The organism is Streptomyces sp. NPDC002817 (assembly GCF_053592055.1).
On the sequence record NZ_JBSFUY010000045.1, the window covers coordinates 1 to 14,047 of the forward strand.

The following is a 14,047-nucleotide window of genomic DNA, read 5'->3' on the forward strand; positions in this document are numbered from 1 at the left end:
CACCACTGGTCAGACGGCCATCCACCTGGAATTCCGGTGGCCATCAGCCTGGACTCGGCTGGCCGCACATCTGGACTTTGCCACGGCCGCCGTCACTCGATCCGTCTCCTGGACGCCTCGGACGTTTTTGACGCTTTTGAAGACCACGGCCCTCATGTCCGGAGCCGCTCCGTCGCCCTTCGTTGCCGACAGCAGGCAGCCGGGCCGTGTCTCATGTGCCGCATCACTACGTGATGCCAACTCGGCAGACTTCTTTACCCTGTTCAGCAACGAGGTGCAGCCCACGGGTGAGACGTGGCAGGCCGCCTCGACACGAACTGAATCGGATGGTGAGAGTCGTGGTCGGCATGTCGGACCCAAGTGTCTCCGGCGCGCACCGGCAGAACGGTGGCTTGAGACCTCGTACGTCTCTACTGATTTCGCTGGCCCTCGCGCTCCTACTGGGCTCGCTGTCGGCGCTGGTGATGTTTCCAGCGGCCCAGCACCTACGCTCCCTCCAGGACGGCGAGCGGGCTCGTGCGACGCTGCGTACGAGCGGCTCATGCATGTTGGGCGACTGTCAGGTCAGGTTCGAGGCCGATGGGCGGACCGTGGTGGCGAATCTGCCGGTAGGCAGCGGCGGCGGCAAGGACCCTGTCGGCACCCCGCTCACCGTCCGGTACCAGACAGACGATCCACAGGTGGTCGCCCGTGAAGAGGATGTCGGGGGCGGCGGGGCAGCCGCATCGGTGGTGATGTCGGGCGCAGGCGCCCTGTTCTTCCTGATGATCTCGGTCGTCGTGGCTGTACTCGCGGTGCGGCAGCAGCGCGCAGGCCCGAGTCCTGGAGCGGCATAATCCGGCTGGCACGCCGGTCCAGCGTCAGCCCATCCCCTTGTGGTCGGGTCACCCAGCAGCGCGATTCCCCCGGGCGAAGCTCATGCTCCCACCTCCCGCCGTGACGTGCTGCTGTCGATCGGCCGGCGGCCGCGGCTGGCCGACTTGTACGCCGAGGTCGAGCAAGTGCGGGGCGACACCCCGACGTCCGCTGACGCTGCGCGGACCGCGGCACGCGATCGTCCAGCCCGGACGCCGTCGAGGGCGGGCGCACCCGCGCAGGGTTCGGGAGCAAGACGTGTCCCTTCTGTCTTCCCGACGGGAGTGAGCAGCAGAGTTCGCCAGCCCGTTTATATCAATCTCCAGTTGCAATTAAGGGACGGTGGAGTGCACACTCTCCTCATGAGCGACACTCCACGCGTCCGCGCCCGGCAGGCCGAGCTCACGCCGGCCCAGCGCCTGGAGCTCGATGAGCTGCAAGCAGCCATCACGCAGGCGAAGGAAGCGTTCGCGCACGCCGCGGGGCGTATCGCCGTGGAGCTGGGCAGAGGAGGCAACTCCGCCGTCGCCCGCCACCTGGATGTCACCCCTCAGCACATCTCCACCCTTACCCTCGCCTACAAGGCCCAGCAGGCACACACCGCCAGCGAGGAGGAGGAGGAGGAGGCATGACCAGTGCACCCAAGCCATCAGGCGTCCCGCCGATGCCCGAGCGAAACACCAAAGCGCTGCGCGCCGCGATCGCTCAACACACTCCGCAGCTGCTCGCCGACTACGACCGGCACTGGGACGCCGCCATCGGACAGCCCCGCTACACCACTCCGGTACCGGCCTTCCTCGCCCGCTGGTGGACCGAGTTCGCCCTTGCCCGCGACCCTGACCTCGACCGCCACGTTCGTGAGCTGGAAGAGCGCTCCGCTGACGCCGCCACCAACGAACAGGCCCTGCAGCTGCTGACCCAGGCCGCCCATCTGCGCCGTGAAGCCGCAAAGGCGGAGCCCGGTCAGTGAACTTCGCCTTCATGGGCCCGCCGTGGCAGATGGACTGGGTCCGCTCGGTGCGCGCCGATCACGATGCGCTGCCCCCGCCAGTGCGCGCCCTGGTAGAAGACGTCCGCGCCGAACTCGTACGGTCAAAGACCCCTACTTCCGCGGCATCGACAACCTGCCCGACCTACCCGAGGGCTGCTGGGTGGAACCCGCACACTCAACCGTGCCCGACGGCCCGCACATCGCCTACTTCGACCACGGCCGCGGATGGCTGCGCTACGTCTTCATCCGCCGCACGACCGACCCACAGATCATCGTCGAAGAAGTCTTCTGGCAGTAACCACTCCTGGTGGGGGCGGATGCCGAGGCCCTCAAGCCAGAAGGAGGGCCGGGCCAGCAAGAAATGGCGCCGCGCGACCGTCGTCGACGCCGCCCGCCAGCGCGGTGTACTCCCGGCCGCCGACCAGGCCGGCCAGGACCTGGCCGATGCCGGGGAAGCAGCCCAAATCCTCGGGTACAAGGACGCGGACAGCTTCCTCAGCGCGCTCGGACACGGACTGCTGCCCGAGCTCGAGCAGCCCGACGGATACGAGTACCGCCGCGGCAGCGCCGGCCGCCCCCGCCAGCAACGCTGGAAACGAGACCGCCTCGAGGAACTCGCCGCCCGCCGCACCTCAGCACCCTGAGGCACCCACCCCGCGGCCCCGTTGCGCGGGATACTGTCAGACGTGGCATCTGGTTGAAGGGATCGACGAAATCCCGGCGGGCCAGACGCCACACGATGGCCGGTACGGAGAGGTCAGCCAACCCCTCCCCCGCGAAGCCGTACGGCTTCGCGGAACCGGCCATCGCTACGGATCCTCGGCTGCTTCTTGCTAAGAACTCCTAACGAAATGAGTGGGCGCAGGTCCGGGTCGTTGGTCAGCTGACCGGACGTGCGTCAAGATCGCTTCATGCTGATGGGACGCGACTTGGAGACGGCAGCGCAGCTGAATCTGGCGCTGTTCTGTGACGACGAGGGCAACAGCGTTCGCATCACGGTGCTCGGCGCTCTGCAGGGTGTGGCTGGGGGGCTCGCCGCGGAGGTCGTCGTTGACACGCCATTCGTCGCCGGACGCGTGAATCTCTCGCTGTGGCGGTCACGGCTGACTTCGTGGGGCGATGCCCTGGATCGTCTTGAGGCCGGCGAGGACATCGCCTGGTTGCACGTCCAGCGTGGACCGTCCATCTTCATCCATCTCAGCAGCGAGCGTGACTGTCCTGAGGTGGTGGTTGAAGACGATCTCGCCTCCATGGTGACCGTTCGGGTGCCGATTGACCTACCGGCCGACTGGATCGCGACCCACCGGCGCCTACTCGGCGCCGTACTCCGTGCTTGGGATGACCACTTGTCACCGGAGTGAGCGGAGCTTCCGCCAGCAGATGAGGGAGCATCCAAGGCTGAGGAAGGCCTCGTGAATGTCGTCGCGAATCTCCCAACGGATCCGCAGGCGGCGGAACCAGTGCAGGTGAGCGAAGGTGCGCTCGACAACCCAGCGTTGAGTTCCAAGTCCGGAACCGTGTTCGGTGCCACGCCGCGCGATCAGTGGCTTCACACCGAGCACGCGGACGAGGTGGCGGTACTTGTCGTGGTCGTAGCCGCGGTCACCGAGCACAACGTCGGGACGACGCCGAGGCCGGCCGCGCTTGCCCCGCACCGGCGGCACTGCCTGAAGCAGTGGGATGAGCTGAGTGACGTCGTTGCGGTTGCCGCCAGTCAGAGTGACGGCGAGCGGGATGCCGGTGGCATCGGTAATCAAGTGGTGCTTGCTGCCCGTCCTGCCCCGGTCGACGGGGCTTCGTCCTGTCTTGGCGCCCCTTTTAACGCCCGGATATGAGAGCCGTCGACCGCCGCCCGGGAGAAGTCCAGGGCGTCCGAGCTACGGAGCTTTGCCAAGAGTGTTTCGTGGAGCCGAGGCCACACACCAGCCTCGGTCCACTCGGCCAGGCGCCGCCAGCACGTCATGCCTGAACCGAAGCCCAGCTCCTGCGGCAGGTGTTCCCACGCAATCCCGGTATGCAGCACGAACAGAATGCCCTGGAACACCAGCCGGTCCGGATGCCGCTTCCGTCCGGGATGGTGAGTGCGACGCTCGACTTTCGGCAGCAGCGGTTCGATCACCGCCCAGAGTTCGTCCTCGACATGCCACGGCTTCGGCCGAGCCACCTCACACCCCCGGATCAACGCACCCGAAACGATCCAACCACCCCGAAGATCATTTCGTTAGGAGTTCTAAGGCCCCCGTGCCCGCCCGGATCTCCGACGACCTCGCCGACGTCATTGCCGACCTGCGCCACGGCATGGCCCATTACCGTGCCGGCCGCACCACCGAGGCCCTGTGGTGGTGGCAGTTCTCCTACTTCTCCAACTGGGGTTCCACGGCTCGGCGACGCTCAGGGCCTTGCAGTCGGTGGTCGCCCATGTCCGCCTGAACCTGCCCCTGGAGGAACTGGACGGCCTCGACACCGACCAGGCCATGGGGGACGAGACGCTGGAGTTCGAGGCGGGCCGGGTGATGGCGGAGGAGATCGCGGGACCGCTGGGAATTACCGGTACAGGACGATCGAGTTGATCGGAGTCAGGTTCAGGTACTCCCCGTAGCCGGGACCCAGCACTTTGCTGCAGTCGCCGGTGCCGTTGTAACCGGTGCACAGCTTCACGTACGCCTCCTCGAACGGGCCGTTCTGGTTGTTCAGGACCCAGTGCTCGTTGACCTGGTTCGACAGGTTGTAGGTGCCGTAGCGGAAGTACTCGTTGGTGACGTCGCCGGCGCCGATGTTGCTGTAGCGGCCCTCGGCGTAGATGCAGACGTTGCCGTCCGGGCAGCCGGCCCAGTCCGCCTGAGCGGCGGCGGAGGCGCCGGTCGCGCCCGTGAGCACGGTGGTGCCGGTCGCGGCGGCGACGGCGGCCACGGCCAGCAGCTTGCGGAGCTTGTTCCTCATGACGGTTCCCTTCCTGGCTCTGTTTGACATGTCTCATGCCTACCAGGGGGCGTTGCAGGGCGGGTACCTGACAGATGTCAGGGCGGAAGTGCCCGCCTGGGCCCTGCCGGGCGGCGTCCTCCCGCATGATGGTCGTATGGCGAGCCGGTCAAGGGCATGGTGTGGACGGGCGCCCTGGAGGAGTATCTCGCGCGGGTCGAGCACGCCGACGAGTGCCTGCGCAGGCTGCAGGAGTTCCGCACCTTCGCCAGCGGCGACGAGGTACTGGCCTATCTTGCCGGCCGTGCGCGCGATGCCGACCCTGCGGTGAGTACGCCTCCTGTCGGCGAAGCCGCTGCAGCCGACGCGCTGGCCGCTGCACTCGGCTCCGCAGACAACGCGGCCCCAGACGAGCCTTCCGCCTCCGCTCTCTGGCCCCTGCACGGTCAGCAGCCTCGCAGAGCGCTGCAATCGCGGTACTTCCGGCCGAAATTCGTGGGCCGCGTAGCCGAACCTCACCTGGTTGTCCCGGAGTTGATCGGGGAAGCAGGCCGTCCCCGGGCCACATCTTCTGCTCGGCCACGAGGCCGGTGACCAACATGTCGACCTCGGTCAGGACAGCGGCGCGGTCGGTGGGCCCGTAGGCGATGAAGTCGTCTGCCGCGGCGTCGTAGGCGCGTACGTGGCTATGCGGGCCGTTGCAGAGGAGGGCGCGTGCGATCTCGGGCAGGCCGAGGCTGAGGGCATCGCAGTTTCCGGAGTGAACGAGGTGGAGCAGGTCGGTGGTGACGCGCTCCCAGTCGCCGACGATCGGCCAGTCGGCGCCTCCGCCCAGTTCGTGGGTGAGCGTGGACAGCGGGATGATCTCCCCCGGCCGGCGTCCTCGGGTGAGGAGGGCGTGCATCCGGGCGCCGTCAGGCTGGTGTACCTGCGGGTGGAGCAGCGAGTCGGCGGCGACGACGGTGGTGTTGATCTCCTGGGTGCCGGGGCCGGGGTAGTACGCCTCGTGCGCGAAGAGCAGATAGGTGTCCGTGGCACGGGCTGAGTCGTCGCTCTGGCTGTGCGTCATGGGCTGGGGTCCCTTCAGTAGTGACGTGCGTGGCGCAGGTGCATGGGTTGGCCGAGCCCCTCTCTCGAAGCCGGGCGGGAGCCGGCCCAACGGGCGTTCCCCGCCAGAGGGCTGGTCCGCTGGTCCGGCCGTTGATGCGACGCGGGTGCGCTCGCGGGTCTGGGTGCCGTGGTCGGCGCTTGTTCCTTCACCCGTGAGGGCATAGCGGTCGGGTAGTGGAATATCGGCGATGTGGGGCCCGTCATGGCGTCGGTCCTTCCTGCGCGCGGGCAAGGGCGGAGGTGCACGTGCGGCAGCGGCCGTCGCTGTCGGGGTGGGCGCGGCGGGGGGTGGGGCCGGGGCAGGTGTGGCATAGGGGCCAGTCGAGGCAGGTCGGGCAGAGGTCTTCGCCTGGAGCTGTGCCGGGCCTGCCGCAGCCGGTGCATTCGACGAGCGCCCGGTAGGTCAGGGCCTCGGTCACGCTGCGGGCGACGGATGCCGTGGAGGTCCGCGCTGTCGGCGGCTCCCACGGCGCTTCCTCGCCGAGCACGTCGTCGTGGCGGTGGGGGGTCATGGTGACGGGTGGCGGGTATGCCTGGGCGGCGCGCAGGCGGGCGGCGATGATCGCGCCGACGGAGGTGCGCACCGGCTGCGGCAAGGGCCGGCTAGTGATGATGTGCTGCAGCTGCTCGCGGCTCCAGCCGACGTCCATCATCACCGTGAGGATGCGGCCTTGATCGGTCAGCGCCTGCCCGGTCAGCAGCAGTTCGGGCCGGGCTGCCGCAAGTTCGAGCAGCAGTTGGATGCCGGGATGGAGTTCGTCCGCCGGCGGCGCGGGTGCGGACGCGTCCGAGGCTGGTGTCCCGCTGGAGGTGTGCGCGGCGTCGCCGCGCTCGCACGGACGGAGGGGGCTGGTGTTCTGCTGAGTGGTGTTCTTTCTGTTGGTGTTCTTAAGGGGGCGATTACCCGGCGCCGGGTAATCCACTGGTGGAAAACCCGTCACCGGTTGCGACCTGCGGTTTTCCAGGCCCGGCAGGTCCGTGATGCAGTACACGACCGCACCGAGGGTGCCGTCCTCGTTGCGGGTCCGTTCCCGGCGCAAAAAGCCGTGCTGCTCCAGCTCCTTGAGGCCGCTCTTCACGGCCGCTACTCCGCCGCGGCCGCAGCGCGCCAGGTCCGCGACCGTCACCTGCCAGCCGTCCCGGTGCGTGCTGATCAGACCGAACAGCCCTTTCGCCTTGAACGACAGCCGCTCATCGCGGAAGAGACCGTTGGCAATCTGCGTGAACTGATCCGCCGCCATCACCCCGCGACGGATCCCCGCTCCGAAGCGGCTCATCGCAATCCCTCACGCGCCATGCACCCGCGGCCGCCGATGCTCTGCGGCCTACCTGAGCGGGCGGAGCGAACAGAAGCGTTGACTGAATAGACGTGGGCGAGATCCATACCGTCAGCTCACCCGGCGCCCCAGACCAGAGGGCCGACCACCAGCCCCGACCAACGGTCACGATCCGACAACTTGCGCTCTGGACGGGCCTGGTACGCCCATGGCCGGGCCGTACCACGCATCCCGGCACGGCTGCGCAATCGGTGCGCACGACCGACTGCGCAACCGCGGCCGGCGTCCTGCGCACCGCTGCGCAGATCCTGCGCAATCGACTTGTGCGAGTGACTGCGCAGCCGGGCCCCGCGTCCTGCGCAGCCGACTGCGCAGCCTTTGTCGGGTCCTGCGCACCGGCGCGCGCTCCTGCGCAACCGGCTTGTGCAGCCGACTGCGCAGCCCGGCCGATACGGGCGCGCGCCACTGCTTGCCCGACCGCTTCAGACGGCTGCGCAGCGCGCATCTGCCGTCCCGGCAACCGCGTGAAGTTCCCTCTCGAGGCAGGGCGTCGTGGGGGGGCGAAATGTCGTGGTGCGGCTCGTGGTCTGGGCGTACCACAGGCCATACCACGGGTTTGTCTCCCCTTCGTAATCGTGGTCTGGCCTTCATGGTCTGCGGTGTGGTCTGGGGCAGCGGGTTGTCTCGGGTCAGAAGCAACGACTGGTTCTGACCTGGGAGTTCGGAATGTTTCGTGCCAAGCAGGCAGCGCAGGAGCAGGCTGTTCCTGCGACCGCTGCGGGGGCCCGGCTGCAGCAGATGCGGCGCCGGGTCCGCCTGACCCGGCTGAGCGTGTGGGCCGTGATGGCGGCCGGGCCCGTCGCGCTGGCCGTCGCCGTGGCCAGCCCCACCACCGTGGTCCGTGCGGCCCCCGCGACCAAGCCGGCCACCGTGAAGACGGCCGCGCCGGGCAACCCGTCCGGCTACGCCTCGGTGTTCCTCACCGCGTGGCTGCGCAGCCGCGCAGGGGACGAGAGCAGTGCGCAGGCCCGGCTTGCGCAGTCGATGGCCCCCCATGTTGATCTTCCCGAGGTGTCGGCTGCGCAGTACGCCGACGGACGGTTGCGCTACTTCGCAGTGCCAGTCCTCACCGATCGCGCAGGGACCTCGTTCGCGGTGTCCGCCGCCCCTGCGGTGGTGGCGTCCCCGTCACGCATCGAGAGGCCGCCGTCGCCGTACACGGTGACGGTGCCGGCGGGCGGTGATCTGCCGTCCGCGGTCGGGGAGTTCCTGGCCGCGTATCTGACCGGTGCCGGGGAGGTCGACCGCTACCTCGCAGTCCTGCACGGGGCCCCCGTCGCCCGTGCCTTCCTAGATCGTGCCGCTCCACGCCCGGCGGTTCTCCCGTCGGCGCACATGGCCGCGCCAGCCCGCGAGCAGCGTCATGCCCGTCCATGCGGCGACTCCCGTGACGAGGCCGCCGAGCCTGCCTTCGGGGTCGACGTCCACGGCGTCCTCCAGGGGGACAGCGCCTTCCGGGTCACGGAGGATCTCGATGCGGTCGCCCACCCGGTAACCGGGGTTGCTCCCCCGGTACTCAAGGGTCTCGTCGAGTTCACCGCCCGGTCCGACCAGTGTAAACCGGTGGTTCTTGCTCGCCGTTCCCGCCGCGCTGTCCGCGGTGATCGTGACGGTCTCGCGGACGCCACGTCGCTCGAGCGCCGCCTCGGGGGCGTACTGGACGGACCCGACCAGAATGAAGAGCGCGGGGACCACGGACAGGACGGCGAGCCACCACGCCCTGTGGAGCAGCCGCAGCACGATCACGAAAACCAGGCAGCCGAGCACGCCCGCCGCGATCGGAATGAAGTCCATTCCCAGCGTGACGTAGGCGAGACCGGTGTTACCGGCGGCGATCCCCCAGGCGACCAGCAGCACCCAGAGCGTGGCGAGTACGGACGCCCCGGCGCTCCTTCCCGTGCCCTGCCCACCTGGAGCGGGCACTCCGGCCCCGGCCGCGTCCCCGACGCCACCCGCCACGGGCGCGTCCATCCTCTGATCGCTCATCCGCGCAGCATACGAGGCGGCCGGAACGCCGTACCCACGTGACCCGCTGCACGACCTCAGCACGGCCAGGCGAGCCGTCGTGACCGGCATTGGCGCCGACGACAGTGCCGAGTTGCCCTACCAGGACCTGATGCGTACCGAGCACGCGGCCGGGAACCGCTCCGGCCTGCACACCGCCATCACCCAGATCCAGCAGATCAACAGGACACTGGACTGCGATCTTGAGACAGCCGCAGCGGATCGCCGATGGCCACCACCAGGCGGCTGTTGGCATCAATGACCACCTGCAGGTTCGTCGAGTACCGGTAGTTCTTGCTCGAGGCCGCGATGCTGTGGTCTCGCGTGGGGACCAGGGTGCCGTCAACGATGGAGACGGTGTCTTCCCGTCTGCGGCGGGCTCGTGAGATCGCCAACAACGGTGCGAGATGGTCCAAAATCCGGTCCGCGGCCGACTTGGATACCCCGAACAGCGGCGCCACCTGCCGCAACGTCAGATTCGTGCGCATGTACGTCGCCACCAGCAACACCCGGTCCTCGAGCGGCAACCGCCAGGGCCGGACTCGCCGGACGAGCAGCGAGGAGCCGGATCTGTGCTATGAGTCCACCAAGTGTTGGCTCTGTGTCGCCCTTCCACGGAAAAGCGTTGATCGGCCTCTCGGCTCGAGCGACGATTACCGTCCATTGGATCTCCGCATCTACCACTCTGAAGGATCTCCCAATTTTCGCGATCATGAAATCTCTGAAGACTCTGAGACTGACGCTGCCCATGATGTTCGCCGCCCTGATGCTCACCGTGGCGGGCGCGATGTCCACCGCGTCCGCGGCGACCACCCGCTGGGTGTACCAGAACGCCTTCGAGGGCAACTGCCTCACCTACTCCGGCACGACCAGCAACGTCTGGTCGGGCCCCTGTGACGGGTTAACCGCCTGGTACTGGGGTGATTCGTGGACCGACAACACCAGCGGCATCACCCTCCGCCAACTGAAGGCCTGGTACGTCACCGGCGACCGTTGCCTCACCACGGACTGGAAGACCGACACGAACGCCGTCTGGACGAGCCCCTGCGACACAGGCAATGACGGACAGTACTGGCGCGCTGACAGCAACACGATCACCAGCAGCCCCTGGCTCTCGGCCAGCCACCTGCGTACCTCAGCGAATGGTGACGCCGTCTACTCCACCCGCTACGCCCAGCCCGGCATCGAGTCCTCACGTTGGACCTGGTACGGCACACACAACTGACCACTCCACGACGCGACGAAGGCCCTCACCACTCCCACCTTCCGCTCCAGTCGTGACCGATCCTGGCAATTGCGCCCCTCGTCGTGGACAGTTATGGACACTCGTGGACGTTGATGGACGATGGCGTGTCGGGGGTATCCGTGCGAGAGGGTTCTCACTCTGGGGTTCCTGAGCGATGGGGGTGAGGTGCCGCTAAACCGGTAGTGCCGTGCGACAGCCGATGGGTAGTGTGCGGGCATGGGGACAAATCTGGGCGAGGGTGATGGTTGCGAACTGCCCGCTACCGCTGTCTGCTGGCTCACCGACGATCCGTTCCCGGGCCTGATCCTGGTGGAGTTCGCCGACGTCTACGAGCGCCCCCACCAACTGGTCGGCAAAACCGTCTACTTCGGCGGAGAGCTGCAGCCGACCGCTCGCTACCCCTGCCCCACCAGCATCCAGTGCACGATCGAAGAGATCGATGACGACGTCGCCACGGTCAGCACCTGGTGGCTGGAGGGCGGCCCCAACAGCACACGCTTCGTCTTCGACGTCTGGCTCGACACCCTCACACCCATCACCGACGACACCTGACCTACCAGCATCACTCTGATGTGGCGTGGGCCCACCTCGTACTCGCAGCGTCATCCCCTTGGGGAGCTTGGAATCGACGGGGCCGACAAGTCCCCTCTGACCTGCTACTGCGCGGCGTCCCCCGCTGAGGCTGTCTCCGGGCGGATGACCGGTGTTCCCGTGGTTCCCCGAGGTATCTGGCACGGTGCTGGCGCGACACGCAACTCTGTGGCCGCAGTGCTGCGTCACGCCCGATGATTGGCGCCATGGATGTCGTCGTTCAGCGGGTGTGCACGTCGTGGACGAAGAAGTCGCGCGGCGGCTCTGAAGCTGCGCGCAGAAACGCCGCCCCAACAGCCTTCTTGCTGCCTTCCGGTATGAGTACTGGCCTCCACGAGGTCGCCATGGGGGAATCCGATTCCTTCGAGCCTCGTACACAGGTGCAGGATCTGTCGGCACCCGGGACGATCCTCCGCCAGGTCGACGGGCTGCTGCGCGTAGACCCACCAGAGGTGAGCCTGTTTACCATGCCACGACGCAATCGGCGCCCGCCCGCCGTTCGTCTGGCTCCTGGCCAATGGCTGCAATGGCAGATCACCGCGAGCGCGACGGCGGTCTGGCGGCCGTGCCGCGCGGCGCGGACGCGGCCGCCCTGGTGCGTGAAGAGTCTCTGGCATACCTGACCCACGTCCTGGTCCAGGACGGGCACACGCCTACCGAACGGCGCAGCGAGTTCATCGTCCACGCCTTCGGCCCCACTGGCGAAGGCCTCGCCCAGCGGATGGCCGCCCGGGTCCGCGACTGGGACACCACCGTCCACGGCGCAGGCTACCCCCGCCTCACCGTGCACCCGGCCGACACGGCGGACCAAGACCTGCCCGCGGGCCATGTGCTGGGCAAGGCCGATTCCCGGCTGGTCTTCCACTGGCCCGCCCTGGACAACAACACTCCGGCCAGTACCACAGCAGACGACCTCAAGGGCACCGCAGACCTCCGGTGATCGTATGGACCGTCCTTCATGCGGTCACGCGCAGCCTCCACGCCAACAATCGCGTCAGCCGCACCACCGGCCTCCCCCGCGTACTCCCTGAAGGAGACACCACACCGTGCAAAGCACTGTCTGGGACACCATCCACCGACTAGCCCGCCGCTTCAACGAACACGACGCCGCGCTCGGCCTGGCCAAGAGGAGCAGTGGAGCCTGCAAGTCCTCAAGATCGCCGAGGAGACCGGGGAAGCCTCCCAGGCGGTCATCGGCGCCCGCGGCACCAACCCCCGCAAAGCGACCGCGTCGTGGGAGGACGCGCATGCGGAAGTCGCGGATGTAGTCATCACGGCCCTGGTCGCCCTGGCCCGCATGCGCCCCGACGACGCCGCGGAATACCTCGACCGGCATCTGGCCGCCAAGTCGGCGAACTTCCTTTCCTCCAGTCCTGCGGTGCCGGCTCCGACGGCGCCGGCATGAGCACCGGGCGGCCGTCGCCGCGGCGAGCACTGGGCCTCGGACGAGTACGGATCCGCCTGGACGGTGCCGAAGGAGGCTGTGCGTGACGGCTTCCGATGAGCCACTCCCCCGTTCTGCCCCATCCTCGGCCTCGGTGCCGCCGAGGACACGGTCAACCGCGACCTCACTCGGTACAACCACGGGCTGGCGGTCGGCGTGCTGGGCGGCGCGGTCACTTCCGTCGCTCTGCCGAGCCTGACCCTGATCACGTTGCAGGCCTCGCCGCTGTAGATGAGCGTGCTCTACGCCGCCCAGCGGTTCCCGCCCGCAGTGACGGTCCTTCTCGGCGGGGCTCTGGTCGACCGGCACCGCAAGCTCGCATTGCTGACCTGGGGGAAGATGGTGGGCGGAGTCCTGTTGCTGTGCGTGCCGCTCGCCGCGTACCTCCGATGGCTGTCCTTGCCGCTGCTGTACGTCGTCGGCCTTCTGCTCGCCGCCGTCAACGTCTGCTACCAAAAGGAGCACGCGGAGTCGACGAGGTCAACGTGGAGTGGCGGCACGCCCCCGGCAGTTGGAGGACGTCTACTCGTTGGCTGACCCGTCGTCGACGGCAGCCTGCTGATGACGCTGCTCAAGCACAGCGACCGCGTCACCTCGGCCTCGCTCGCGCAACTGGTCAACGTAATCGCGCCGATCATGACCGAGCCCGGCGGCCCGGCCTGGCGGCAGACGACCGTCTACCCGTTCTCGATCACCAGCCAGCTCGCCTCCGGTGAGGTGATCTGGCCCGTGATCGAGGCGCCCGTGTACGAGACGGCGCGCCACGGTGAGGCTTCCCTGATTGACGCCGTCGCCACCGTGGACGAGGACCGGGCCGCGGTCTTCCTCGTCAACCGTGACCTGCACGAGCCCGCGCAGGTCGCGATCGACGTCCGTGGCCTCGGCTCGTCGCAGGTCACCGAGGCGGTCACGCTCGCCGACCTCGACGTGTACGCGAAGAACATACTCAAGGAGCAGAACCTCGTAACCCCGGCGGCGAACACGACCGCGAAACTGGCCGACGGCGTGCTCATCGTCGAACTGCCACCAGTGTCGTGGGCCGCCATCGCCCTCGGCTGAGCACCGTGACCGCCCCTGGCTGGGTCCTCACTGGAACCGGTCTCAGTGCCCAGTGAAGGCTGGCCGCATCCCTCGAACCCGCTCTCGGAGCCTTCTTCGTGGAGCGGGTGACGAATTGAGAACTCACGCTCTCAGCTTGGGAAGCGATGGCGCTTGCACGGGCTCTACGGCCCATGGCCGCGACTTCCCCGCGACGGCCGGTACACGCCCTTGGCTCATTCGCGGGCCTCGGGGCCGTACCAGGGGAGCGCCTGGCCGTTGACGGCAACGGTGCACTCGAAGGCCCGGTCGCGGTGCAGCAAAGCGAGCCCCGCACCTCGGCCGTGGCGGCCACTGAGGTCGGCGGCCCCGGCGCTGCGCGCTTCCGGAGGCGCCTGTGTTTCTGCTGCCCTCTTGCGTTCGATGCCCTTCGACTTCTAGGGTCATCTTCGTTTCGAGTGCGTTTCTGATCTGCGGCGTTAGGCACGGAAGCGCTTCGACAGTGAGCTCCG

The 14,047-nt window shown here is 68.0% G+C and carries 14 protein-coding genes and 3 pseudogenes; 12 read left to right on the plus strand and 5 right to left on the minus strand.

The window, feature by feature from the left end:
* Positions 1 to 347 precede the first annotated feature (347 nt).
* The 5 genes from ACWD3I_RS44145 to ACWD3I_RS44165 all read left to right on the plus strand — a co-directional run bounded on the left by ACWD3I_RS44145 (position 348) and on the right by ACWD3I_RS44165 (position 3,207).
* Positions 348 to 836, plus strand: coding sequence for a DUF3592 domain-containing protein (locus ACWD3I_RS44145; RefSeq protein ID WP_365404225.1), 489 nt, complete (start codon positions 348 to 350; stop codon positions 834 to 836).
* Positions 837 to 1,217: 381 nt separating this feature from the next.
* Positions 1,218 to 1,487, plus strand: a complete 270-nt coding sequence (locus ACWD3I_RS44150; RefSeq protein WP_365404215.1) for a hypothetical protein — start codon at positions 1,218 to 1,220, stop codon at positions 1,485 to 1,487.
* Entirely contained in the window at positions 1,484 to 1,825 is a 342-nt protein-coding gene (locus tag ACWD3I_RS44155; RefSeq protein WP_365404212.1) for a hypothetical protein, read from the plus strand. Before ACWD3I_RS44150 ends, ACWD3I_RS44155 begins: the two co-directional genes overlap by 4 nt.
* A 338-nt stretch (positions 1,826 to 2,163) precedes the next feature.
* Positions 2,164 to 2,490, plus strand: a complete 327-nt coding sequence (locus ACWD3I_RS44160; protein WP_365404209.1) for a hypothetical protein — start codon at positions 2,164 to 2,166, stop codon at positions 2,488 to 2,490.
* Positions 2,491 to 2,757: 267 nt separating this feature from the next.
* Positions 2,758 to 3,207, plus strand: coding sequence for a DUF5959 family protein (locus tag ACWD3I_RS44165; protein ID WP_365404206.1), 450 nt, complete (start codon positions 2,758 to 2,760; stop codon positions 3,205 to 3,207).
* Here the strand turns inward: ACWD3I_RS44165 and ACWD3I_RS44170 are convergent.
* Positions 3,196 to 4,010, minus strand: a protein-coding gene (locus tag ACWD3I_RS44170) for an IS5 family transposase (protein ID WP_451084366.1) whose coding sequence is annotated in 2 segments (ribosomal slippage) — positions 3,196 to 3,675 and positions 3,678 to 4,010 — 813 coding nt in all. Because the reading frame shifts where the segments join, the coding sequence is not laid out codon by codon here. The genes ACWD3I_RS44165 and ACWD3I_RS44170 overlap by 12 nt on opposite strands.
* Positions 4,011 to 4,078: 68 nt before the next feature.
* Here ACWD3I_RS44170 and ACWD3I_RS44175 point away from each other — a divergent pair.
* Positions 4,079 to 4,416: pseudogene (locus ACWD3I_RS44175) on the plus strand (DUF5063 domain-containing protein); the annotation flags it as partial.
* Here ACWD3I_RS44175 and ACWD3I_RS44180 read toward each other — a convergent pair.
* On the minus strand, positions 4,391 to 4,786 hold the full coding sequence (locus tag ACWD3I_RS44180; protein ID WP_365404200.1) for a hypothetical protein: 396 nt from the start codon (positions 4,784 to 4,786) through the stop codon (positions 4,391 to 4,393). The pseudogene ACWD3I_RS44175 and the gene ACWD3I_RS44180 sit on opposite strands and share 26 nt — an antisense overlap.
* Positions 4,787 to 5,447: 661 nt before the next feature.
* On the opposite strand from ACWD3I_RS44180, the gene ACWD3I_RS44185 reads away from it, so the two are divergent.
* Positions 5,448 to 5,810: a hypothetical protein gene (locus tag ACWD3I_RS44185; protein WP_365404197.1), complete on the plus strand. Its 363-nt coding sequence runs from the start codon at positions 5,448 to 5,450 to the stop codon at positions 5,808 to 5,810.
* A 265-nt stretch (positions 5,811 to 6,075) separates the two neighbouring features.
* Here the strand turns inward: ACWD3I_RS44185 and ACWD3I_RS44190 are convergent, their stop codons facing one another.
* The 3 genes and pseudogenes from ACWD3I_RS44190 to ACWD3I_RS44200 form a co-directional block, all read right to left on the minus strand.
* Positions 6,076 to 7,152: a hypothetical protein gene (locus ACWD3I_RS44190; protein ID WP_365404194.1), complete on the minus strand. Its 1,077-nt coding sequence runs from the start codon at positions 7,150 to 7,152 to the stop codon at positions 6,076 to 6,078.
* A gap of 1,350 nt (positions 7,153 to 8,502) precedes the next feature.
* A complete protein-coding gene (locus tag ACWD3I_RS44195; protein ID WP_365404191.1) occupies positions 8,503 to 9,198 on the minus strand; it encodes a hypothetical protein in 696 nt (231 codons plus the stop codon).
* 233 nt (positions 9,199 to 9,431) lie between these two features.
* Positions 9,432 to 9,767: pseudogene (locus ACWD3I_RS44200) on the minus strand (helix-turn-helix domain-containing protein); the annotation flags it as partial.
* Between the two features lie 161 nt (positions 9,768 to 9,928).
* Here ACWD3I_RS44200 and ACWD3I_RS44205 point away from each other — a divergent pair.
* The 5 genes and pseudogenes from ACWD3I_RS44205 to ACWD3I_RS44225 all read left to right on the plus strand — a co-directional run.
* Positions 9,929 to 10,441, plus strand: coding sequence for a hypothetical protein (locus tag ACWD3I_RS44205; protein WP_365404188.1), 513 nt, complete (start codon positions 9,929 to 9,931; stop codon positions 10,439 to 10,441).
* A 237-nt stretch (positions 10,442 to 10,678) separates the two neighbouring features.
* Positions 10,679 to 11,014, plus strand: a complete 336-nt coding sequence (locus ACWD3I_RS44210; RefSeq protein WP_365404185.1) for a hypothetical protein — start codon at positions 10,679 to 10,681, stop codon at positions 11,012 to 11,014.
* A gap of 565 nt (positions 11,015 to 11,579) precedes the next feature.
* Positions 11,580 to 11,993: a hypothetical protein gene (locus ACWD3I_RS44215; protein ID WP_365404182.1), complete on the plus strand. Its 414-nt coding sequence runs from the start codon at positions 11,580 to 11,582 to the stop codon at positions 11,991 to 11,993.
* A 735-nt stretch (positions 11,994 to 12,728) separates the two neighbouring features.
* Positions 12,729 to 13,034 carry a hypothetical protein gene (locus ACWD3I_RS44220; protein ID WP_365404179.1) on the plus strand — a complete coding sequence of 102 codons (306 nt, stop codon included), beginning with the start codon at positions 12,729 to 12,731 and terminating at the stop codon, positions 13,032 to 13,034.
* A 15-nt stretch (positions 13,035 to 13,049) separates the two neighbouring features.
* Positions 13,050 to 13,556: pseudogene (locus ACWD3I_RS44225) on the plus strand (alpha-L-arabinofuranosidase C-terminal domain-containing protein); the annotation flags it as partial.
* Between the last annotated feature and the right edge of the window lie 491 nt (positions 13,557 to 14,047).